The sequence below is a fragment of the Mycobacterium sp. NPDC050441 genome, assembly GCF_040655355.1.
Lineage (GTDB): Bacteria > Actinomycetota > Actinomycetes > Mycobacteriales > Mycobacteriaceae > Mycobacterium.
This window is the reverse complement of the sequence record NZ_JBFAJS010000009.1, coordinates 136,792-157,127: the sequence shown is the minus strand read 5'-3', so window position 1 is coordinate 157,127 and position 20,336 is coordinate 136,792. Positions and strand designations below refer to the sequence as shown.

The 20,336-nt window shown below is 62.5% G+C and carries 15 protein-coding genes and 2 pseudogenes; 8 read left to right on the top strand and 9 right to left on the bottom strand.

The features are described from left to right. Positions 1 to 14: 14 nt before the first annotated feature. The 4 genes from AB0I14_RS25610 to AB0I14_RS25595 form a co-directional block, all read right to left on the bottom strand. Positions 15 to 2,345, bottom strand: coding sequence for an esterase-like activity of phytase family protein (locus AB0I14_RS25610; protein WP_358027670.1), 2,331 nt, complete (start codon positions 2,343 to 2,345; stop codon positions 15 to 17). A 96-nt stretch (positions 2,346 to 2,441) separates the two neighbouring features. After that, on the bottom strand, positions 2,442 to 2,849 hold the full coding sequence (locus tag AB0I14_RS25605) for a hypothetical protein (RefSeq protein WP_358027667.1): 408 nt from the start codon (positions 2,847 to 2,849) through the stop codon (positions 2,442 to 2,444). A gap of 59 nt (positions 2,850 to 2,908) precedes the next feature. Further along, the gene (locus AB0I14_RS25600; protein WP_358027664.1) at positions 2,909 to 3,265 is read right to left on the bottom strand and encodes a hypothetical protein; all 357 of its coding nucleotides are present in this window, start codon (positions 3,263 to 3,265) and stop codon (positions 2,909 to 2,911) included. Further along, positions 3,262 to 5,679: an AAA family ATPase gene (locus AB0I14_RS25595; protein ID WP_358027662.1), complete on the bottom strand. Its 2,418-nt coding sequence runs from the start codon at positions 5,677 to 5,679 to the stop codon at positions 3,262 to 3,264. Before AB0I14_RS25595 ends, AB0I14_RS25600 begins: the two co-directional genes overlap by 4 nt. Before the next feature lie 268 nt (positions 5,680 to 5,947). Between AB0I14_RS25595 and AB0I14_RS25590 the strand changes: the two are divergent. Then, positions 5,948 to 6,148, top strand: a pseudogene (locus AB0I14_RS25590) (metallophosphatase); the annotation flags it as partial. Here AB0I14_RS25590 and AB0I14_RS25585 read toward each other — a convergent pair. Then, positions 6,127 to 7,092 carry a mechanosensitive ion channel family protein gene (locus AB0I14_RS25585; RefSeq protein WP_358027659.1) on the bottom strand — a complete coding sequence of 322 codons (966 nt, stop codon included), beginning with the start codon at positions 7,090 to 7,092 and terminating at the stop codon, positions 6,127 to 6,129. The pseudogene AB0I14_RS25590 and the gene AB0I14_RS25585 overlap by 22 nt on opposite strands. A 250-nt stretch (positions 7,093 to 7,342) precedes the next feature. Here AB0I14_RS25585 and AB0I14_RS25580 point away from each other — a divergent pair, with 250 nt between their 5' ends. The 3 genes from AB0I14_RS25580 to AB0I14_RS25570 all read left to right on the top strand — a co-directional run bounded on the left by AB0I14_RS25580 (position 7,343) and on the right by AB0I14_RS25570 (position 12,448). After that, positions 7,343 to 9,163, top strand: a complete 1,821-nt coding sequence (locus AB0I14_RS25580) for an AAA family ATPase (protein ID WP_358027657.1) — start codon at positions 7,343 to 7,345, stop codon at positions 9,161 to 9,163. After that, positions 9,160 to 10,248 (top strand): 5-methylcytosine-specific restriction endonuclease system specificity protein McrC, encoded by a 1,089-nt coding sequence (gene mcrC, locus AB0I14_RS25575; protein WP_358027654.1) that lies wholly within the window; start codon positions 9,160 to 9,162, stop codon positions 10,246 to 10,248. Before AB0I14_RS25580 ends, mcrC begins: the two co-directional genes overlap by 4 nt. 217 nt (positions 10,249 to 10,465) lie before the next feature. Next, entirely contained in the window at positions 10,466 to 12,448 is a 1,983-nt protein-coding gene (locus AB0I14_RS25570; protein ID WP_358027652.1) for an oligopeptide transporter, OPT family, read from the top strand. A gap of 120 nt (positions 12,449 to 12,568) precedes the next feature. Here the strand turns inward: AB0I14_RS25570 and AB0I14_RS25565 are convergent, their stop codons facing one another. Beyond that, complete coding sequence (locus AB0I14_RS25565; RefSeq protein ID WP_358027649.1) at positions 12,569 to 14,434, bottom strand: AAA family ATPase; 1,866 nt, start codon at positions 14,432 to 14,434, stop codon at positions 12,569 to 12,571. 125 nt (positions 14,435 to 14,559) lie between these two features. On the opposite strand from AB0I14_RS25565, the gene AB0I14_RS25560 reads away from it, so the two are divergent. Then, positions 14,560 to 14,952, top strand: coding sequence for a very short patch repair endonuclease (locus tag AB0I14_RS25560; RefSeq protein ID WP_358027646.1), 393 nt, complete (start codon positions 14,560 to 14,562; stop codon positions 14,950 to 14,952). A 60-nt stretch (positions 14,953 to 15,012) separates the two neighbouring features. Next, positions 15,013 to 16,089 carry a DNA cytosine methyltransferase gene (locus AB0I14_RS25555; protein ID WP_358027903.1) on the top strand — a complete coding sequence of 359 codons (1,077 nt, stop codon included), beginning with the start codon at positions 15,013 to 15,015 and terminating at the stop codon, positions 16,087 to 16,089. Positions 16,090 to 16,092: 3 nt separating this feature from the next. On the opposite strand, the gene AB0I14_RS25550 is transcribed toward AB0I14_RS25555, so the two are convergent. Then, on the bottom strand, positions 16,093 to 16,956 hold the full coding sequence (locus AB0I14_RS25550; protein WP_358027644.1) for an NgoMIV family type II restriction endonuclease: 864 nt from the start codon (positions 16,954 to 16,956) through the stop codon (positions 16,093 to 16,095). 107 nt (positions 16,957 to 17,063) lie between these two features. Here AB0I14_RS25550 and AB0I14_RS25545 point away from each other — a divergent pair, with 107 nt between their 5' ends. Together AB0I14_RS25545 and AB0I14_RS25540 are read left to right on the top strand one after the other, a co-directional pair. Then, positions 17,064 to 17,927, top strand: coding sequence for an NgoMIV family type II restriction endonuclease (locus tag AB0I14_RS25545; protein ID WP_358027641.1), 864 nt, complete (start codon positions 17,064 to 17,066; stop codon positions 17,925 to 17,927). Positions 17,928 to 18,040: 113 nt separating this feature from the next. Then, positions 18,041 to 18,157: pseudogene (locus AB0I14_RS25540) on the top strand (TetR family transcriptional regulator); the annotation flags it as partial. An 11-nt stretch (positions 18,158 to 18,168) separates the two neighbouring features. Here AB0I14_RS25540 and AB0I14_RS25535 read toward each other — a convergent pair. Both AB0I14_RS25535 and arr read right to left on the bottom strand, forming a co-directional pair. After that, positions 18,169 to 19,587, bottom strand: coding sequence for an SDR family NAD(P)-dependent oxidoreductase (locus AB0I14_RS25535; protein WP_358027639.1), 1,419 nt, complete (start codon positions 19,585 to 19,587; stop codon positions 18,169 to 18,171). 214 nt (positions 19,588 to 19,801) lie between these two features. Continuing rightward, a complete protein-coding gene (arr, locus tag AB0I14_RS25530) occupies positions 19,802 to 20,242 on the bottom strand; it encodes an NAD(+)--rifampin ADP-ribosyltransferase (protein WP_358027901.1) in 441 nt (146 codons plus the stop codon). Positions 20,243 to 20,336: the final 94 nt, after the last annotated feature.

Below are 20,336 nucleotides of genomic sequence, written 5' to 3'. Positions count from 1 at the left end.
CCGGCGCTATCCCTTCAGTGCCCGTTCAAGGCCTCCGGCGCCGGGCCGAGATCGAGGAACACAGTCTCGCGGTTGGCGTCGTCGAGCCCGTCGTTGTCGGTGACCACGTAGAGGTTCTGGTTGCCGGCGATCGCGAAGCCTTCGACCTTCTCCTGCACATAACCATTCGTGGCCTGCAGATCCGGTACCAGATTGCGGGCCAACGTCTTCGGCAGAACCTTGGGCGTGTCGGCGGCCGAGGTCACGCCAGGGGCGTCGGGAATCGCCACCCGGTGCAGCGCTTTGAGCACCGTGTCGGGCCCGTTGAGTTTGTCGCGTTCGAGGATCAGCAATTCACCATTGTGGACCGCGATTTCGGAGACACCGATCCAGTCGTCCTTGGTGTTGGTGGACTCCAGTTGGTAGCCGAACCATTCCCACTTGTCACCGCTCGGCGTGTAACGCCCGATGCGGACCACGCCTTTCGGGTCGGACTTGAGTTCACGTTGCAGCGCCACCCAGACGGCGTCACCGGCGCTGCTCGACTGGAAGGCAATACCTTCGAGGCCCTGGCTACCCAGCTGGGCTGCAATGTCTTTGGGCAGCGGCACCCGCTTCTCGATCTTGCCGTCGGCGGCGACGTAGACCAGCTGGTTGCCCGGGCCGTCTTCGCCTTCCACCGCCAGGACGAACCCGCCGTCGGGTCGCGCCGATATGCCTTCGGTGTCGAGCGTGACCGGCTTGCCGTTCTCGGTGATCGGCAATGCGGTGTCGATCAGGGCAGGCTTCTGGTTGACGTCCAGGCCGAGGATGCGGGCCGGGCCGTAGGCGATGTCGGTGGCGGTGTAGAGCCGGTTCTGGTCCTGCGGGTCCGCCGACAGAGCGCCGAGTGCACCCCAGCCGATCGGGGCACCGTCGATGTCACCGGACACGATCGACGGAAAGTCCGGTTTCCCTTCAGCTTTGAATGCGTCGCCGTAGCCATAGAGGTTGACCGACGCCCTCACTTTGGCCTCGGCATCATCGGCTTCCGAGGAAATGGCCAGCAGATTGCGCGACGGGATCGGCAGGACCCCTTCGGGGCCGGGCGTGGTGGGCAGGATCTGCCGGAACCTCGGCGCGGCCGGTTCACTGACGTCGTAAACGGCGACGAAGTTGCTGCGCTCGGAGGCGATCAGCGCGGTCGGCCGGCCACCGATGTTGGTGATAGCCAGGCCTTCCGGCTCGGGGCCCTTTGACTCGGCGCGGCTTTCGATGTGCAGGCCGGTGCGCACCGCGAGCTGTTCGAGGGAGTTGCCGGCGTCCCAGGTGACTTCGCCGGTGTTGGCGTCGAAGATCGTCCAGCCGCGGGTGCCGCCCTTCCAGTCGCCTTCGTTGGCGGTGGCGAAGTAGTCGTCGCCGATCCAGCCGATGGCGTCGGGTTCGCGCGGGGTGTCTTTGATCGAACCAGTCTGGTCGATCGTGGCGTCCTTCTTGGTGTCGATGCCGTCGACGGATTGGCTTCCGGCGCTGAAGATCTTCAGCACCACGCCGGTGCGGCCGTCGATGACGGCGATACCGTTGTTTTCCTGCAGGGTCACCGCGACCTGGCCGCGGGAGTTGATGCTGACGTATTCCGGTTCGAGATCCTCGGGGGTGTCCAGGCCGGCTTTACGCGCGGCGTCCACATCGAAGTCCACCCTGCGCGGTTTCCAGGTGTTCGGTGCACCGTTCAGGTCGATGAGTTGCACGAATCCGGTTGGCGGCTGCGGCAGGTCACCTTTCTCCTTGCCGGGCGGGGTGAAGTCCTCGTTGCGCTGGTTCTCCATGGCGATCGCGGCGAAAGTGCCGTCGGGGCTGATGGCGATCGAATCGGGCTGCCCGCCCAGATCGATGCTGTGCACGCGGGTGCGGTCGGCGGTCCGGACGATGTCGACGCGTCCGGACGGGTGCGCAAAGTCACCGCCGGTGGTGTCGACGACGACGAGGACGTGGTCGTTCACTGCCGCCACGGACGTGGGCTGGTCGTCATTATGACCCAGCTCGGCGAGGGAAAGCGTGCCTTTCCCAACGGGTTTGGCTGCGTCGGTGATGTCGACGAAGCCGATGCGTTTGGCGGCGGCGTCGGTGTAGATGACGGTGTTGCCGTCAGGGGTGACGGTGGAGATCTCGGCGACGGTCTCCTGTTCGGCCGGATCCTCGGCCGGCTTGTTGAGATACACCGGGTAGGTGGCCGTGCGGTGGTAGCGGTCCGCGTCGGGCAGGTTCCAGTCGATCGGTGACGTCGCCGTCGCGGCGCCCCCCGGCTTCTTGTCCCCGGTGGAGCAGCCCGCCAAGATCAGTGCTGACGCCGTGGTCACTGCCGCAGCCGCTCTCGCCCGTTTCATTCGCCACCCTCTTCAGTTGTGCCGGTGCGTCGCACGAGCTTGCCCCGCACAGGTGGCTGACAGGGAGTCCACAGGTGAACGGACGGCGACGCGTGTTTACAGCGGCGCTGAGAGCGGGCCGAGCACCTGGCACTGCGGGGCGATCTCCGCGATGCCCATCCAACCGCCGCATCCCCGTCCGGTTGACTGATAGGTCGCGCCGGGCCGGTAGGGCGTGAGCACCTCCGCCGGTTGGGCTCCCTTGCCCTGATTGCATTGGATGGGTGAGGCGTTGTCCTGACGCTGCACGCAGGCCACGCTGAAGCGCGGGTCTGCCGGCGCTCCACATGCAGTTGCGGTGACGGTCGCGCTGACCATATCGGCGCCATCGACATGAACGACGGTGGGCGGCGACAGCGTGAAAGCGCATGGCGGCGCAGGTTCGGCGTGGGCCACCGGCGCGGTGACGCCCGAGAACCCCGCGATCACAACCCCTGACAACAGCACCAAACTGGCCCGAGCCATGTGGGGATCATAGTTCGGTTCCGACGCTGCCAAGGGCCAAATGCGCATGTCAGAGACACTCACCCGCCCACCGGAATCAATGACGCGACCACTCCGCACAGATGCTCGACCTCCGCAACAGACGGCTGCATCTCGAAAGCGTGCACATGGCACGCGACGCTGAGGCGGTTCCACGCGAGTGCTGCGCGGTCGGCGGCCTCGGCGGTGTCCAGGGACTTGAGCACGACGAGCTTGCTGCGCGAATTCGCCCAGGGAGCATCTGCATTGAGGTCGGAGCACCGCTGATCGATGATCTCCTCCAGCGCCTGGCGGGCCAGGAACGCTGCCACCCGTGACGACAGCCCCTCGGCCGATCCAGGTGCCTGTAGGACACGTTGCGCCTGACCGAGCAGGTCCATCGCACTCGTCGGGCTCATCGCAGGGCCAGCACTTCCAGCACGGTCTTCTCCAGATCGCGGGCGTCGTGGATGGAGACCGGTTTCGCGTCACCGTGCGCGCCGGCGTTGCAGATCCTTAGCGCCCGTTGACGTTCGCCTTTGAGCCATGGCGTCAGATCAGCCCGTGGATGACCGTGGATCGCGAGGGCCAGGCGACTCGAGGTCTTCTTCGCCGACGCCCATTTGTCCTCGGATTCGGTGAGTGCGCGGCCGGCCAGTGCCTGCTTGGCATAGAAGGTCTGCTTGGCAGCGGATTCCAACGCCATCCTGAACAGCGCCGGTGCGGCCCGGCCCTTGATGTCCTCAGGCATGTTGGCGTCCTTGATCAACGCGAAGATATCGCCCAGCTGCCGCAGTGCCGGGTTGACGTTGTCACGCACGGTGACTCGAGAGCCCTTCTCGCGGACCACTTCGATGAGCCTCGCGTCGACCCCGGTTTCCCGGATGACCGAGGCCAGCCGGTCGTCGTGGGAGAAGACGATCACCTGATGGGTCTTGGCGATCTCGCACAACACCTGGACGAAACCGTCGATCTTCGACGGGTCCATCGCCTGGATCGGGTCATCGAGGACGACGAACCGGAAGGGACTCTTCGCCGAGGTCGCCCGTGGCAGGAACAACGCCAGTGCCAGCGCGTGCAGTTCGCCCTGGCTCATCACCGACAGCGCCTTCGTGGGCTTGCCGTCGACCGCGCCTTCCAGCACCACCTTGCGCCGGGTGGACGTCCCTTCCAGTGAGATCTCGACGAGGTCGACGTTGCTTTCCTGGCGGAGTTGGTGCCAGATGTCGCGGGCTTGGGCGGCAATGGGTTTGAGTCGCAGATTTCGGAAGGCGGCGGCGTGCTCGTTGACCCATTTCTTGGCTGCGGCCACGGCGTTGAGCTCGTCGTCCACTGCCCGGGCTTGTTCTTCGAGGCCAACCCAGCCGCCCAGCTGGGCCGCCAGCGGCGCCCATGCGGTTTCGCGGCGTGCGAGTTCGTCGGCCGCCTCGGCGCGCAGCGATTCGGCGGCGGCGATCACCTCGGTCAGCGTGGACTCGGCGTGCGCGGCCAGCGCATCGTCGCCGACTGGGAGCTTCCGTGCGGCGGCTACCGCGTCGTTGTAGCCGTCGAGGGCAGTGAGTTCGACGCCGGGCACCGTGGCCGCCGGGGTGAGACCCTGGATCAGGGTGGTGAGATTCGACCGCGTGGTTTTGAGTTGTTGTGCGGTGGAACGATATTCGTCTAGCAGCTCCTCACTCTGCGCGATGCTACTCTGGGCGGCCGTCGCCCAGTCCGCGTCGAGGCGCCCCTGCGCGCACACCGGGCAGTCGGTATCACCCGCCTGCCCGTGAAACCGCAGCGCGGTGCGCAACAAGTCGACGCGTTGGCTGGTGAGGTCGATCGCGGCAGTCGCGGAGGCGGCTGCGGCGTTGACGGCGGTGCGCAGTTGCCGGGTCGCCTCCTCGACGCTGTCGATGGTCGGCGTCTCCAGCTGGGCCAGGGTCCGCAAGGCAGGAACCACGTCGGATTGGGCCTCCCCCGCTCCGGTGGCCAGAGCCCGGACATCATCAAGGGGCACAAGGCGTTTGCGCAGGAGTTTGCCCGCGCGCTCGGCTCGTTCATCGGCATGCCCGGCGAGTGCATTCTGTACGCGCTTGCGTTCGGCGTCTGCGGTGTCGCTGGCGGACTTGATCGCCTTGAGGCGTGCGCCGAGGAGTTTCTCGGTGTCGGCGAGCGCGTCGAGCCCCAGCAGTTTGGCCAGCGCGTCGTACAGCGCGGACGGTCCCCCGTCGAACAGTCGGCCGAGCTCCTCATAGGACAGCAGCGGGCGGTGCAGTTCCAGGGCCCGCGACCATCCGAGGGCGTCGGTGCCGTCGACCCGCTTACCGCCACCGGCCTGCGTCCAGGTGGTGCAGTCCTCCAGCTTGCCGCCTTCATCCCATTTCGCCCCGACGGTGAACGGACCGGCCTCCTCGCGGGTGAACCCCACCTCGATCTCGCACGGGTCGGGGTGGTGGAGGTTCTGCCAAGCCTCGGCCCACAGGCTCTCCTTTTTTGACCAGCGGTAGCTCGTGCCGGTCAGGGTGAGCTCCAGCGCCTCGGCGAAGCTGGATTTCCCGGAACCGTTGCGGCCGCTGACCACCATCAGGCCGGGCGCCGGGAAGAGGTCCAGCCGCGCGGACGGGCCGACACCGCGGAATCCGGAGACCGAGATCGAGCTGAGAAATGTTGCAGCCGGGCTAGTTTCCGTTTTCTCGGTGGTCCCGCCCGATACCTCGGACAGCACACTGAGCACGACGTCCTTGGCACCGCTGGACAACGCGTCGTCGTCTCCGAGCAGTTCCAAGATGACGTCGTGCACGGACTGTTCAGCACCTGCGGCGGCCTCGGCCGTCCCACCCTCTTGCGGCATGCAACGATTTAACAGCCTTCATCCGACAGATTTGTCGGGATCGTCAGTTGGGGTGTGTTCGCGTTTCCTCACCTGTCACACCACTACCGGGGAGGCCTCCTATGTATGGCCTGGAAAAGTGGTATCGCATGCGGTATCACTCGATGCCCTGCAATCGCATCTCCGAAACATTTCGGCGACAAGCCCGATGCCTGCTGCTGTGCCACAAAATGACCGAGAACTTGTCGGAGTGCCGCAGCCTGAATTGGATCTTTCAGGAACCGATCTGTCCTACGCCTACCCCCGGGAGTCCCGGTGTTCTACGGGCATTATTGGCGACAGGGCTCCCCCCAACACCTGCACGACTGGACCGATTACACCGCGCGTGTGTGGACTTCAGCGCGGTGAGAGGCTGGGCGCTGACGGCTACCGGTGGTCGTCGGGCGCGGCGCGGATCAATCCAGCCAATTACGTGCCGTTGGTCTCCTGACCACCGACATAGGCGTGAATGCGGCCCTGCGGGTAGGGCAGGTCGATGCCGTTTTCGTCGTAGGCGCGCAGGATTTCCCGACGGAGCTTGCGCTGCACTGACCATTGCGCATTCGGCCGGGTCTTCAGCGTCATCCGCAACGTGAGTTGGTCCGCCGACAGCGACTGCACACCGAGCATCTCCGGTTCGCCGATGACCTTGCCTGCCATCGACGGATCGGCGATGACCTCGTGGGCGGCTTCGACGGCGACCTGCTCGGCGCGGTCCACATCCGCGGTCAATGAGACGGGCACCTCGACGCGGGCCACGGCGTAGTCCTGACTCATGTTCCCGACGCGGGCGATCTCACCGTTGCGGACGTACCAGAGCGTGCCGTCGATATCGCGGACCGTGGTGATCCGCAGCCCGACGCTCTGTACCTCTCCGGACACCTCGCCGAGGTCGACGTTGTCGCCGACGCCGTACTGGTCCTCCAGCAGCATGAACACGCCGCTGACAAAATCGCGGACCAGGTTCTGGGCACCGAAGCCGATCGCGAGCCCGACCACGCCGGCCGAGGCGATGAACGGCGCGATGTTCACCCCGAGCACGCTCAGAAGCGCCAGCACGACCCAGACCAGCAGGACGATGGACGTCGTGGATTTCAGGACCGACCCGATGGTCTGTGCGCGCTGCTGACGGCGTTCGGCGACCCGTATGCCATTGGTCGTCGCCGAGGCCCGATCACGCAAATAGCGCAGCAGTGGAGGCTTCTTCGCTTGCCCTTCGAGTTCGCCGCTAACGGATTTCGTGGTCCTGCCGGTGGTCGCGCGGTCGATCATGCGATGCAGCAAAAACCGGATGATTAACGCGACAACGATGTAGGCGACAACCCGAATGGGAACCTCGATCAGCCAATGTCGATTGGTATCTGTCCATTCGAAAGCCAGGTTGTACACAGCCATATTTTCGACCGTACGGCAGAACTGACGCACCCGTCGAATGAGCGGAGCAGCTCACGTTTATCTACCCGCAAATCGCCTCAGCGGACGGGGAATTCGCGGGTGCATGTGTTGAGACTCGCGTCGTACCCGGCGACACAGTTGGCGGACAGCCCGCAACGCGGCGCTGCGTACGCGATCCAGGCACAGTCGTGTAAGCGCGCCGGTAACGTTAGACACTTCTCCCGAAATCTCAACGTGCCCGAGGTGACCGGTGTCCGATCCAGACCCGACAACGCAAGTCCCGCCATGGCCCAAATTTGCGCGACCAGTACTGGAAGTATTGAGCGACGGGCAGGTCTGGAGGACGCGAGATCTGAAGCCGGTCGCAATGGACCGTCTACAACTGTCCGACGCACAACGGGCTGTCACGGTGAACTCCGGGCAAGGGAAAGCCGACAATCGCGCGGGCTGGGCACTGTCGTTTCTGACACGTGCCAAGACGGTCGAGAAGATCAAGAACGGCGAGAGTCGGATAACTGATTTCGGCAGGCAGATGCTCCGCGATCACCCAGTCGAAATCACCGAAGCCGACCTTAAGGCAATCCCTGCGTTCCAGGCATACGTTCCAAGGGCGCGGGCAACGACGGCAACGGTGGACACCGAGCACCTACCGTCGTACTGGTTCGTCGGCGCGTTCTTCGCCGAGGCAGACGACACTGACGGACCCGTAGGCGACCAGACCGCCCGGTTCATTGCCGAGAAGCGCTGGGTCAACGGCAATGAGAAGTACCTCGACCTGGTCAAGTCAATGAAGACTGATGAACGCATCGCGATCAAGGCAGCGTTTACCCGCAAACACGAGTTGCCGTTCGAAACAAAGGGAAACCGCGTATCGGTCATGGCACTAAAGGCCACTGGCACGATCACCCACAACCCGGGCAACGGGCACACCGTTGATGTCAACTGGGATCCGCCGGAGCCTGTGCGGGAATGGTACTTCTATACCAACCAGCAGACTGTGTGGCAGGTGAAGCCTGCTGATTGGAAATCGAAGGCGCTCATTGAGTTCGCATTCAATGACGCGGAGCAGGACCACGACGAGTTCCGCAACTCCGAATTCTGGGCCGAGCGATTCGGCGACGAAGCACCTGAGGTGATCGATGAGGGCGAGGAAGAGACCACCGAGGAGGAGACCACCGCGACGCCGGTCTATGGGGTCTCCGACATCATCGACGACGGGTGTTTCCTTGCTGCGGAGACGCTACGACGCTACCTCGATGCCATCGAGCGCAAGAAGAGCCTGATCTTGCAGGGGCCGCCCGGGACTGGCAAGACCTGGCTAGCCAAGCGTCTGGGCCGAGCGCTCATCGGGCCCAGCTCAGCTGGACACCTACAATCCGTGCAGTTTCATCCAACTCTGTCCTACGAGGACTTCGTGCGAGGGTGGCGACCCAGCGGCACTGGGACTTTGGCGCTTGCGGACGGGATTTTCCTCGACATCATCAAGAAAGCCGAGAGCACCCCGGGTAGCAAGCACGTGCTGGTGATCGAAGAGATCAACCGCGGCAACTTAGCCCAGATCTTTGGTGAACTACTTACCCTGCTGGAGGCGGACAAACGCGACCCAGCTGAAGCACTGACTCTCACCTACCGCAAACCAGGCGAAAATCCTATCCACATCCCGGAAAACCTATACATCATCGGCACAATGAACCTGGCCGACAGATCGCTCGCCATCGTCGACTTCGCTCTGCGCAGGAGATTCGCCTTCGCCGATCTGTCGCCGCAGTTCAACGAGCGCTGGCGGGAATGGGTGTCCAACCGCAACAGCGTCGACGCCGGATTCCTCGAAGCCTTGGCGGATCGGATCGGTGTGCTCAACCAACGGATTTCCGATGACCGCTCGCTGGGTGAGCAGTACCGCATCGGACACAGCTTCTTTACCCCGCCGCACGACACCGCGATCGATGACCCTTCCCGATGGATCCGCAATATCGTCGAGCAGGAAGTCGGACCGTTGCTCGCCGAGTACTGGTTCGACGATCCCGCCAAGGTTGCGGCAGAGACAGCGGCGTTGATCGGTGCGTCGTGACCCAACCGGGCGTTGTCGTCAGTGGCAGCACCGACATACCGGTGCGGAACCTATGGCTGCTGATGCTCTACGCAAATCGGCTGTATCAGCACAACGAGTTCCTGCGGGGCAAAAGTGTTGAGGACAACCCCGAGGATTTGTTCGCGATGGTCACCGAAGTGCTTGTCACCGCCGTCGAGCGGCGGCTACAACGCAGCCTGGGCCGCCAGTACCGCGAGCGCGCGGCGACTCTCAGCAGAGTTCGGGGCCACATAGACCTGCTCGCCACGGAATCGAAAATGCTTCTCGCGCAAGGCCGAGTCGCTTGCCGTTTCCACGAGTTATCAGTGGATAACCTGCGCAACCGCGTGCTCTTCACTGCGCTGGCTATCGCGTCACAACGGGTCAGCGACCAAACGCTGGAACGCCGAGCGCGATGTCTCGCCGACGCGCTAACCCAGCACGGAGTGTCACGGCAGCTAGTCACTGGGCGGGAGGCCAGCCAGCTCAGTCTGGGCCGCAATGAGCAGGACGACGTCGAAGCAGTCGACGCCGCGCGGCTGCTTCTGCAGATGTCTATTCCTACTGAAGGCTCGGGACGGGCAAGCGGCCGCAGGCCCGGGCGTGACGCACCGGAGATTCGCCGCATGTATGAGGCAGCTGTGCGCGGCTTCTATAAGGCAGTGCTTCCACCGGAATGGACCGTCGCCGACGGAGAGAAGCAACACCACTGGCCAGTTGTCGACGCGACGCCCGGCTTGCGAAGCGTGCTGCCAATTATGAAAACCGATACGCTGCTTGAGACTTCGGATCGCCGGATCGTCGTCGAAACCAAGTTCGCCGACGCGCTGAAACCGAATCAATATGGGCTGTCTAGGCTTTCCCGCAATCACATCTTCCAGCTGTACGCATATGTGCAGTCGCAACACGGCCTCGATGAGCGGTCTCGGACGGCCGAGGGGGTCTTGCTGTATCCGGTCGTGGGCCAGCACCTTGACGAGTCAGCCACGATCCAAGGCCACCGATACCGATTCCTGACGGTTGATCTGGCCGGCACCGCGAGGTCGATCCGCGCGACTCTGCTCGGAGTTGCGCGCACCGCGTGAGTCCCAGCTATTGCACTCGTGATTCAAAGTACGGATGTCGCTCCGTCCGGTAGGGCTGGCCCCTGAGCCAGCACACGTCAGGGGTGCTCACCATCGCCGACACCGTCTGGACGTCCTCGCTGACACCCATTTCTGAGCACGCTGCCGTATCGATCGGGCCGCAACACTACGGACCAACGCCTACCGTGTATTCACCACCAACCGAAGGGATACCGAGTTGGCCACGGAAAGCCAGGTAAACCCCACCACGCCGACGCTGCGCGAACTGACCGTCCGCGGCATCCTGCTCGGCGGGGCGATCACGCTGGTGTTCACCGCCGCCAACGTCTACCTCGGCCTCAAGGTCGGCCTGACGTTCGCCACCGCCATCCCGGCCGCGGTGATCTCGATGGCCCTCCTGCGCAACTTCGCCAACCACTCGATCGTCGAGAACAACATCGTGCAGACCGTCGCCTCGGCGGCCGGCACGCTCTCGGCGATCATCTTCGTGCTACCCGGGCTGATCATGATCGGCTGGTGGACCGGGTTCCCGTACTGGATGACGGTGGCCGTGTGTGCCGTCGGCGGCATCCTCGGCGTCATGTACTCCATCCCGCTGCGCCGGGCCCTGGTGACCGGCTCGGATCTGCCCTATCCGGAAGGGGTGGCCGCCGCCGAGGTGCTCAAGGTCGGGGACAGCACGCGGGGTGTCGAGGAGAACCGCGTCGGCATCCGGGTGATCGCGTTCGGCGCGCTCGTATCGGCCGGGTTCGGACTTTTGGCCAACCTGAAGGTGCTGGCCAACTATGTGGCGGCGTACTTTCGCGTCGGGGCCGGCGGGTCGATGTTCGGCGCCAGTCTGTCGTTGGCGTTGATCGGCGTGGGGCATCTGATCGGGATGACCGTGGGCATCGCGATGCTCGTCGGGTTGGTCATCTCGTTCGGGGTGCTACTGCCGATCCGGACCATCGGGACGTTCGGGACCGACGAGTCGGTGGCCGACGTGATCGATGGCGTGTTCGTGCACGAGGTGCGGTTCATCGGCGCCGGGGCGATCGCGGTGGCCGCGGTGTGGACGCTGCTGAAGATCCTGCGCCCGATCATCAAGGGCATCACCGAGGCGATGGTGTCGGCGCGTGAGCGGCGGGACGGCCAACTGGTCGACATCACCCAACGCGACATTCCGTTCCCCCTCGTCGTGGGGGTCATCGTGGCGATGCTGATCCCGATCGCGGCGCTGCTATGGGAGTTCAGCCGCGGCACTGCCCTGGAGGGCAGTTCCGCGGGAATCATTGTGGCGAGCCTGGTTTTCGTTTTCGTCATCGGCCTGATCATCGCCGCGGTGTGCGGCTACATGGCCGGCCTGATCGGTTCGTCGAACAGCCCTATCTCCGGGGTGGGCATCCTGACGGTGCTGATCGCCGCGCTGGTGATCAAGGTGGTCTTCGGCCGCGCCGACGATGACCAGTCCCTCGCGCTGGTGGCCTTCACGCTGTTCGTCGCGGCCGTCACGTTCGGCGTGGCCACCATCTCCAACGACAACCTGCAGGACCTCAAGACCGGCCAGCTCGTCGGCGCCACCCCGTGGAAACAACAGGTGGCCTTGGTGATTGGTGTTCTGTTCGGGTCGGCGATCATCCCGCCGGTGCTCGACCTGATGCAGCAGGCCTTCGGGTTCCTCGGGGCGCCGGGGGCCACCGACCATGCCCTGGCCGCGCCGCAGGCCGCGCTGATCTCCTCGCTGGCGAAAGGGGTGTTCGGCGGGTCTTTGGACTGGTCGCTGATCGGCCTGGGTGCGGCCATCGGCGTGGTGATCGTGATCGTCGACGAAATCCTCACCCGCACATCGCGGTTCAGCCTACCGCCCCTGGCAGTCGGGATGGGCATGTATCTGCCGATGAGCCTGACGCTGATCATCCCGCTCGGCTCGCTGCTGGGTTGTTTCTACAACAAGTGGGCCGACCGGAGTGGTGGCGATGTCGACCGCAAAAAGCGACTTGGCGTGCTGCTGGCCACCGGCATGATCGTTGGCGAGAGCCTCTACGGCGTGGTGTTCGCGGGATTCGTCGCCGGCACCGGGAGCGATGACCCGTTTGCGATCTTCGCCGGGAACGACGGGACTTTCGCTGAAGTTGTCGGGGTCGCCGGGTTCGCCGCGGTGCTCATGTGGTTGTACAAGCGGACGCAGAAAATTTCGGGGCGCGAGCTCGTGAAGGAGTAAGGCTAGCGCAGCAGGTCCAGCGTCGAAACGCCAATGATTCAGGCGCGGTCCGCGCCGTACACCGCCAGCACTCGCACCCGCGACAGTACTGCCCCGACCCGCGACAGTACTCGGATAACCTCATACATTGTCCGCGATGAACGAGTCTATCGTCGCTTTTAGTCGCAGCAGATTTGGCGTCCCATCGACACAGACAGTACCGAGACACATCTGCTGAAACCGAAACCGCTGATCGGACTCAACGTGCTCTGTAGTTAACATGCCGGAGGCATGCCGATATCTATCGTCCCACCAAGCCTTTGCATCGCCTACAATGCGTGCAGATGGATCAATGAGTTCGCCCACCCACTTGTCCGGTGATTCACCAGGCAAAAACCTCACAAATCGGCGATACCAATCGATTATCAATCTCATGTCAGATTCAGCGACACCCCCGGTATTCGCGGGGATGTGCTTGTTTACACTTTTAACGTCGAGCATTCGCCTAATTTCACCGTCAAGGTCGTCAGCGGCCATCGCGCTCGATGGCGGGGGCGGATCAATGCGCTTATCGCCATCCAGTAGCAGCAAAACGTCGCCCCTCCCTTCGAGTGCCCAAGCTGGCAGCAGCCGAGAAAGCATGGTTGACGCGCCTCCCGGAAGAAATTTCACATCTACTGATTCCAGTTTCGAAGCGCCCCCACTTCGCAATATGCATCTGACAACTTCCCGCGCTAAACGATCTTCGACAATGATTGTCTTTTTGTGAAATCGATGTTCGAGAGCCACAAAGGCTTCAGACGGCGTCGAGCCCTGCGCCCGCAGTACAATCTTCCCTTCACCATTTCGGTCGAAGACTTTAATCGCCTCGTCGGGCAAACGATCAACGATCGCAGGAGAATGCGTTGACAAAACCACCTGCAGCTTCTTGTCCAATGTCACACGCCGGAGAAAGTTCATTAGCCGAACCTGCGCCCCAGGGTGGAGCGAGACTTCCGGCTCATCAAGTAACAGTAACGTCCGATCAGGACAGCCCAACACTGTTGTTATGAGTCTCACCACAGCGAATTCGCCACTGCCAGCCCATGCCTCACTATAGGTCAGGTGCTCCGTCTCCATCAGCGCTGTAGTGCCAGATACCTTAAATGCGCGATGCCCGATGACTCGTATCCGGGTATACCTCCGGCCAAGGACATAACTTACCCACCGTAATTCAGCGTGACCCAATTCCACAGGCTCGGCAATGACAAGTTCTTTACCGCCAGGCTTAAAACTCGCCAGCCCTCGGTCTAGGATCTTTCGAACAATAGATGATCTTTCGTATAACGCCTCTTTCCGATCGCGGATCTGCTGCGCCTGCTGCGTGATAGGCCCACGGGTGTTTGAATCATTGTGGTGGAAGTACTTATCAAACGCGGATATTTCGGCACGGAAATCGAAGTATACGACGTTTTTCCGTATCGCCCGCCAACGGGTTTCACTCCGATCTTCCGGCATCGGAATTGGCGGTTCAGGCATCGGCCGCATACCGTCACGCACCAAAGGTTCATCAGATTCGAAGTAATCCGGCGCACCCTTGCCGTTCCGTCCCCTAGTCCGCGCTCGCCGAATTTGAATTACCTCGACCAGGCACTGAGCCGAATCTGACCAGCGACCATGAATAAATCGATGCCGTTCCTCGTCAGAGACGCTGTCGAGTGGCGTGCCGAACCAGTAAAGTCCAATATTCTGCCCCTCTGGGCAGCCCTGCAGCGCACGGAGAATGGACGACTTGTTCGATCCGTTTGCTCCGACCAATGCAGTTATCGGGAACGAGAAATCTACCCGCAGGTCGGCTCCGAGATTCTTGAAATAGGGGAACCGGATGTAGTGGATACGGGGTTCGTAGTCGCCGCGCTGCCACGTGTTTCGTAGCGCTTCGGTGTCGGGTATGCGGCCCGGCGGAGCACTAACGTCGACGTGTTCGACCGCATTGTTCGCCGGGCGGGGACCCCCGTCAGAAGCCATCAGAGCAGGCTAGACGACGTTGTCATACCGTCGAGTCGCCAGGTTGAGTCCGCGGGAGGAGCGCTGACTACGATTCGAATATCACGGAGCAACTACGAAAACCTTCTGCGGCCCGATCCCGAAACATGGCCGCAGTTCGCCGAGCTGATACTGCGCTGGAACTACGAACTCGCTCAGCTCTCCATCGACTCGGCTTGCGCTTCAGGAAGGATTACCCGATCCGCGTCGGGGGCCGCCTCGTGAGGCCCGACATCGCATTCACCAGGCTCCGCATCGCGGTGTTTGTGGACGGCTGCTTCTGGCATATGTGCCCGGAGCACCGGACGATGCCCGCGACTAACGCTGATTTTTGGCGAAACAAGCTGGAGACCAACGCGGCACGCGACCGTCTGCAGACTCAACTCCTGATCGACGCCGGCTGGCTCGTCATCCGGATATGGGAGCACGAGACGACCAACGAAGCTGTAGCAGTCATCCAGCACGCCGTTGTACGACGTCATCGGACCAAAGTGATATAGGCCAGCGCGCCGCTACTGTGTTCTGTCGGCCCTCCACCGTACGATGCGTTCGTGGCCACCATGATCGACCTCTTCGCTGGCTGTGGCGGAATGACCTGCGGTTTCACCGCCGAGGGCTTCACTCCAACCCTGGCCGTCGAGTGGGACCTCTATGCCGCCTCCACCTATGCCGCGAACTTCGGCGAAGATCACACACTCTGGCGTGACATCGCCACTGTCAAGTCGACTGAGGTCCCGGAAGCGGATCTTGTCATTGGCGGCCCGCCATGTCAGGGATTCTCGAACCTGGGGTCCAAAGATGTAAACGACCCTCGCAACCAACTGTGGCGTGAGTATCTGAGGGTGGTCAGGCTCGCGAACCCGAAAGTGTTCGTAATCGAGAATGTCGACCGGTTCATGCGCGCCCCAGAATTTGAACTGTTGCTCAATGAAGCAGAGGACGGCGCCCTGTCCCAATACGACTTGAGGTTCGGCCATCTCAATGCCGCAGACTTTGGAGTCGGACAGCGCCGAATTCGAACGATCGTTATCGGTTCACGGATTGGGCCGATCGAGTTGCCGGACCCTACTCACGCTCGCCGACCCTTGTCGCCCGACATCAAAAGCTGGGTCACAACAAAGCGCCGCATCGGCAAGCTGCCAGAGAAACCTACATCGACTGCACTACCTTCGTCGACAGTGCAGTTCTTCGGCGAAATCGTTCCCGGGACCTTCAAGGGTTTGGATATTCATCTGGGAAGAACACCTACCGACCTCTCGCTACAACGCTATGACCATGTGCCACCTGGCGGCGGGCGATTCGACGTGCCGGATCACCTGCTGCCGCGCTGCTGGCGTGAGAAGCCAACGGGGACTACTGATGTGATGGGACGGATGCGATGGGATATGCCGTCGCATACGATAAGGACCGAGTTCTTCAAGCCAGAAAAGGGCGCTTATCTTCATCCGCAGTGGGATGCGGCGGGCCGCCATCGAGTGAACCGACCCATAACTCACTATGAGGCAGCCCTCTTGCAGGACTTCCCCGAAAATTACTTGTGGTGTGGGTCAAAGATTCAAATAGCAAAACAGATTGGAAACGCCGTCCCCTCCGGTCTGGCACAGGCAATCGCGGCGCATATCCAAAGGCATCTTTAGACGTCACCACAACGCAAGCGTCTCCGCGAGATCACTGTACGGACGAACCCGGCCTTGGCTGGTGACCTCGTTCCATGCGTCAACCTGGTCAATCGAGATCTGCTTGCGGCAAGCCAGTTTCACTACCGCCTCATCGAGAGCGTCGAACGCGATGTGGTAGACGGCATCGACCTCACCAGTTCCACGCGCAATCGCAGCAAGCCGACTCGGCAGTGGCTCGGCGGTGACTGTCACGAGGTGAGGCAGACGTTCGCGGCGATGCCGAATCATCTGGTTATTCTCGTGACGGATGTTCTGGACCCTGTCACTGCGAATCGTCCATTTGCAAGAGATGGCGGCATGCAGAAATGGCGGCTCATCGGGATGGCGAGACGGAAGCCCAACTACCACATCCGGTTTGATGATGTAGTCCATCCCCAGCGTCGTTCGCAGTTCCGCATTTGCCTTGACTAGCTGATCGACCTTCTTGAGGTGGTCATACTGCAAGAAATCGGTAATCGGGTGGCTTGCTTCATCGATCATCCAGCTGCGCGTTGGATCGATCTTCGGCAGATCCACCTTGAGCGTTGCAGCCACCGCGAGTTCAAGTGGGCGTCCGCTCTGGGGGTTTGAAACGCCCGATGCAACCCCCCGAGACACACCCAGTTCGTCGAGTATGGATGCGGCCAGTGAAACTGACGCAGCGTTGTCGGAGTCGGCAGTATTCGGCACAAGACCGGAACCTCGCGGCTTCCACCCAAGAAGTTCTCCAGCAAAGAGTGCGTTCAAATTTGCTGCCTCACAGGTCGAGACACTAGGCGATAGTATGGGATTGGCGCAATGAGACGACGGAACTTGCCTCGATTGGCGGCCAGCAGACAGAACCATCACCAACATTCGTGGCAATGACCATTGCCGCTATCGGCAGAGCTTGTCTCCAGCGAAACCTATAGTCTGGACCGACTGCGCTTGTCCGCTTATGTTGGAGGTACACGATGCCCGCCCCGTTCGCCTTGGATCTATGCGGCTTCCGAGATGGCCGGGCGAACACTTCCGATGCCTCGGAAGCATTTTCGATCGAACTGGGCCAAGCTCTGTTCGACGCCATGGGCGTACAACCAGGCACGGTACCGCCGACGAGTCTGGATAAACAGATGTCTCAAAAATTGGCAGTCGACCTCGAAAAGCAGCTTTCCGGACGCGACCTCGTTGTGGAATCGGAGAAAAAGCTCAACTCCTTCGATCAATTCCGTCACGTCGCTGTGATACGTGACTTGAAGCCCGAAAACTCCCCAGCCGTCACTAGGTCTGTGAAACGACTCAAGCAGTTTGTAGAGCGGAGGACCCAGTCCCCCCCGAAGGACGCAAAGCGACGAGCGGAGCTCTTCGAGAGTCTAGAGAACGCATTAGCCAGCGAAGTCGAGAACAGACGGCGAATAATTGAAGAAATCGGCGAGGAAGCTCTACTCGGCCTGGACGTAACAGCCAGCCGAGCCAGGATCGGTGCACTCCCACACCTCGAAATGGGCCTATCGCTGAAGTGGTCTCTGCGAACCGATCGAGCTCAGGACTGTCGGAGTCAAGGGGCCAAGATGGCCGCTCTGCGCCGAGGTCCAATGCCGCATTTCGCCGCCGTCACAATGGAGCCGCGGCCCTACATGCTCAGAATCCTCGGCGGTGGTTCCGGCGAGGTCGATTGCGTCTACCACCTCGATCTACCAGCGTTGACCGCAGCCATCGAAACCACTACAAGGGGAAATCCGCGCAGACGAGAAACTGCCGAGATTTTCCGGAAACTGGTAGACCAGCGACGCGTACGCGACTACGACGAACTAATCGCATACGCTCAGACCCTCTGAGCTGTCCATGCATTTGGAGAATATCTGGTTCTCGAACAGTCGCCGGCAGTTCCCTACTTCCGCACCGACACCGGCACCGGCATATGCAGGGCGAGTTGGCCTTCGGTGACGACATCGAGCACGGCCTGGCCTTCTTACACCTCGACGGCAAATTCGATGCCTCGTCTCCGGACGTCATTGCCCATACGGTCCGCGCCGCGGTGTCTGCGGCACTCGGGCAGTTCACCTGACAACAGTGGCCCTACCAGTTGCTCGGCGAGTAGTCCTTCAAGAAACACCCAAAGAGATCCTCACCCAGTTCCCCGCGCACAATCGGGTCGTACACGCGCGCAGCACCATCCACCAGATCCAGCGGTGCGTGGAAGCCTTCTTCGGCCAGCCGTAGTTTGGTCGGGTGCGGTCGCTCGTCAGTGATCCAACCGGTATCGACCGCGGTCATGAGGATGCCGTCCTGCTCCAGCATCTCCCCCGCACTGGTGCGGGTCAGCATGTTCAGGGCGGCCTTGGCCATGTTGGTGTGTGGGTGCCCGGGACCCTTGTAGCGGCGGCTGAACTGGCCTTCCATCGCTGACACGTTCACCACATACTTGCGCCGAGCGGGCGACGCAGCGAGGGCCGGGCGCAGCCGGCTCACCAGAATGAAGGGTGCGGTCTGGTTGCACAGCTGCACCTCGAGGAGCTCCATCGCGTCGACCTCGTGCACGCGCTGGGTCCAACTGTTGACCGACGCGGTATCCGGCAGCAGCCCGCCGGCGTCGATGGCAATCCCAGCGGAGATCCGCTCCGGCGAGGCACTGCGCGCGGTCAGGGCCAGCTCGGTCAGCGCATGTGCGGCCGGGTGCTCGCCGAGACTCCCGGCCAGGGCATGCGGATGCGCGTCACTGACATGGTCAAAGGTGATCACGTCCACCAAGGCCGGCGGCGGTGTGCGCTCGGCCTCGACCAGCGCGGCATACGAGCCCGGCGGGCGGCGCACTGTCTGCGCGGCGTTGTTGATCAGGATGTCCAGAGGGCCCTGCGCGGCCACCTCGTCGGCCAGGGCGACTACCTGGGCCGGATCACGCAGGTCGATCCCCACCACTCGCAGCCGGTGCAGCCAGTCGGCACTGTCCTCCATCGCGGCGAAGCGGCGCACCGCATCGTTGGGAAACCGGGTGGTGATCGTGGTGTGCGCGCCGTCGCGCAACAGCCGCAGCGCGATGTACATGCCGATCTTGGCGCGCCCGCCGGTGAGCAGGGCACTGCGACCGGACAGGTCGGTCCGGGCGTCGCGCTTGGCCCGGTTGACCGCAGCGCAGTCCGGACAAAGCTGGTGGTAGAAGGCGTCGACCACGGTGTGGTGGTTCTTGCAGATGTAGCAGGCCCGCGAGCGCAGCAGCGTGCCCGCACTGGCCCCGACGGTGGCGGACACCAGCGGCAAACCCTGGGTTTCGTCGTCGATCCGTCCGGGTGCACCGGTGGCGGTGGCGGCGATGACAGCGCGGTCAGCGGCCGCGATCGCGTCGCGTCTGGCGTCCCGACGGGCCTTCTTCACGTCTTTGAACAGCTTCGCGGTGGCCTGGCGCACAGCAACGGCGTCGGGGTGCTCGGGCGGCAGCGCGCTCACCTCGGACAGCACCCGAAGGCACGTGCTGAGCTGGTCAGGATCGATCGCAGTCACCGTAGAAGGGTACGGGGTGGGAACCAAATCCCAGTATCGAGCGAACTGACCTGGGACGAGGGTGGGCTGAGGCAGTGGCGTGCGGTGCTGTGGCGAACGTGCAGGGTTTCCGCGTGATCCGGCAATTCTGGCCGGAAATGCTGCACGTTCGCCACACCATCCTCAAGGGGACATGAGAGCGGAACCGGCGGTAAAAGGTGAGGCGCGTGCGATGTCAGTCGTAGATGACGTCAAGCCCTCGCCGCCGAAGGTCAGCCAAGGTGTTCCGCATGCCTTGCAGCTGCTCGGGTGGATGCCCCACCCAATCGGTGATCTCACCGACGATCTTCACCGGCTCGCGGGTTCGGTAGGAACGCGTCGGGTTTCCGGGAAGCTTTTTGTCGGTGACGTTCGGGTCGTCCTCCAGCACACCTTCGGGTTCGACGATGTAGATGCGGCCCCGCCCCTCACCGGCGGCCATCTCCGCTCCCCATACCGCGGCATCCAATGTTCGGGTGACGTACACGTGGTTCATGATCCGTCCTGACTCGTAATTCGACTCGCGTCCGGGCACCAAGCAATCACCCACCGCCAGGTCGGCCTTGGTGCCGTGCAGGAGCGCACCGGACTCGTGCAGTTCAAACGGTTTCGGCGTACTCGCCACAATTTCCCCCATCTCGTCACGGATCGAAAGATTGTGCAGCACCTCGGGGGTCTTGCCGCAAGCCCCACCCCCGGCCGTATAGTGAGAGTGGGAGCAGATCCAAATC

What these genes read in the sequence shown, in the direction of transcription:
- AB0I14_RS25610 (WP_358027670.1), bottom strand. Translation starts at nt 2,345, where the DNA reads ATGAAACGGGCGAGAGCGGCTGCGGCAGTGACCACGGCGTCAGCACTG.
- AB0I14_RS25605 (WP_358027667.1), bottom strand. Translation starts at nt 2,849, where the DNA reads ATGGCTCGGGCCAGTTTGGTGCTGTTGTCAGGGGTTGTGATCGCGGGG.
- AB0I14_RS25600 (WP_358027664.1), bottom strand. Translation starts at nt 3,265, where the DNA reads ATGAGCCCGACGAGTGCGATGGACCTGCTCGGTCAGGCGCAACGTGTC.
- AB0I14_RS25595 (WP_358027662.1), bottom strand. Translation starts at nt 5,679, where the DNA reads ATGCCGCAAGAGGGTGGGACGGCCGAGGCCGCCGCAGGTGCTGAACAG.
- AB0I14_RS25585 (WP_358027659.1), bottom strand. Translation starts at nt 7,092, where the DNA reads ATGGCTGTGTACAACCTGGCTTTCGAATGGACAGATACCAATCGACAT.
- AB0I14_RS25565 (WP_358027649.1), bottom strand. Translation starts at nt 14,434, where the DNA reads ATGGCTTCTGACGGGGGTCCCCGCCCGGCGAACAATGCGGTCGAACAC.
- AB0I14_RS25560 (WP_358027646.1), top strand. Translation starts at nt 14,560, where the DNA reads ATGGCCGCAGTTCGCCGAGCTGATACTGCGCTGGAACTACGAACTCGC.
- AB0I14_RS25555 (WP_358027903.1), top strand. Translation starts at nt 15,013, where the DNA reads ATGATCGACCTCTTCGCTGGCTGTGGCGGAATGACCTGCGGTTTCACC.
- AB0I14_RS25550 (WP_358027644.1), bottom strand. Translation starts at nt 16,956, where the DNA reads ATGGTTCTGTCTGCTGGCCGCCAATCGAGGCAAGTTCCGTCGTCTCAT.
- AB0I14_RS25545 (WP_358027641.1), top strand. Translation starts at nt 17,064, where the DNA reads ATGCCCGCCCCGTTCGCCTTGGATCTATGCGGCTTCCGAGATGGCCGG.
- arr (WP_358027901.1), bottom strand. Translation starts at nt 20,242, where the DNA reads ATGGGGGAAATTGTGGCGAGTACGCCGAAACCGTTTGAACTGCACGAG.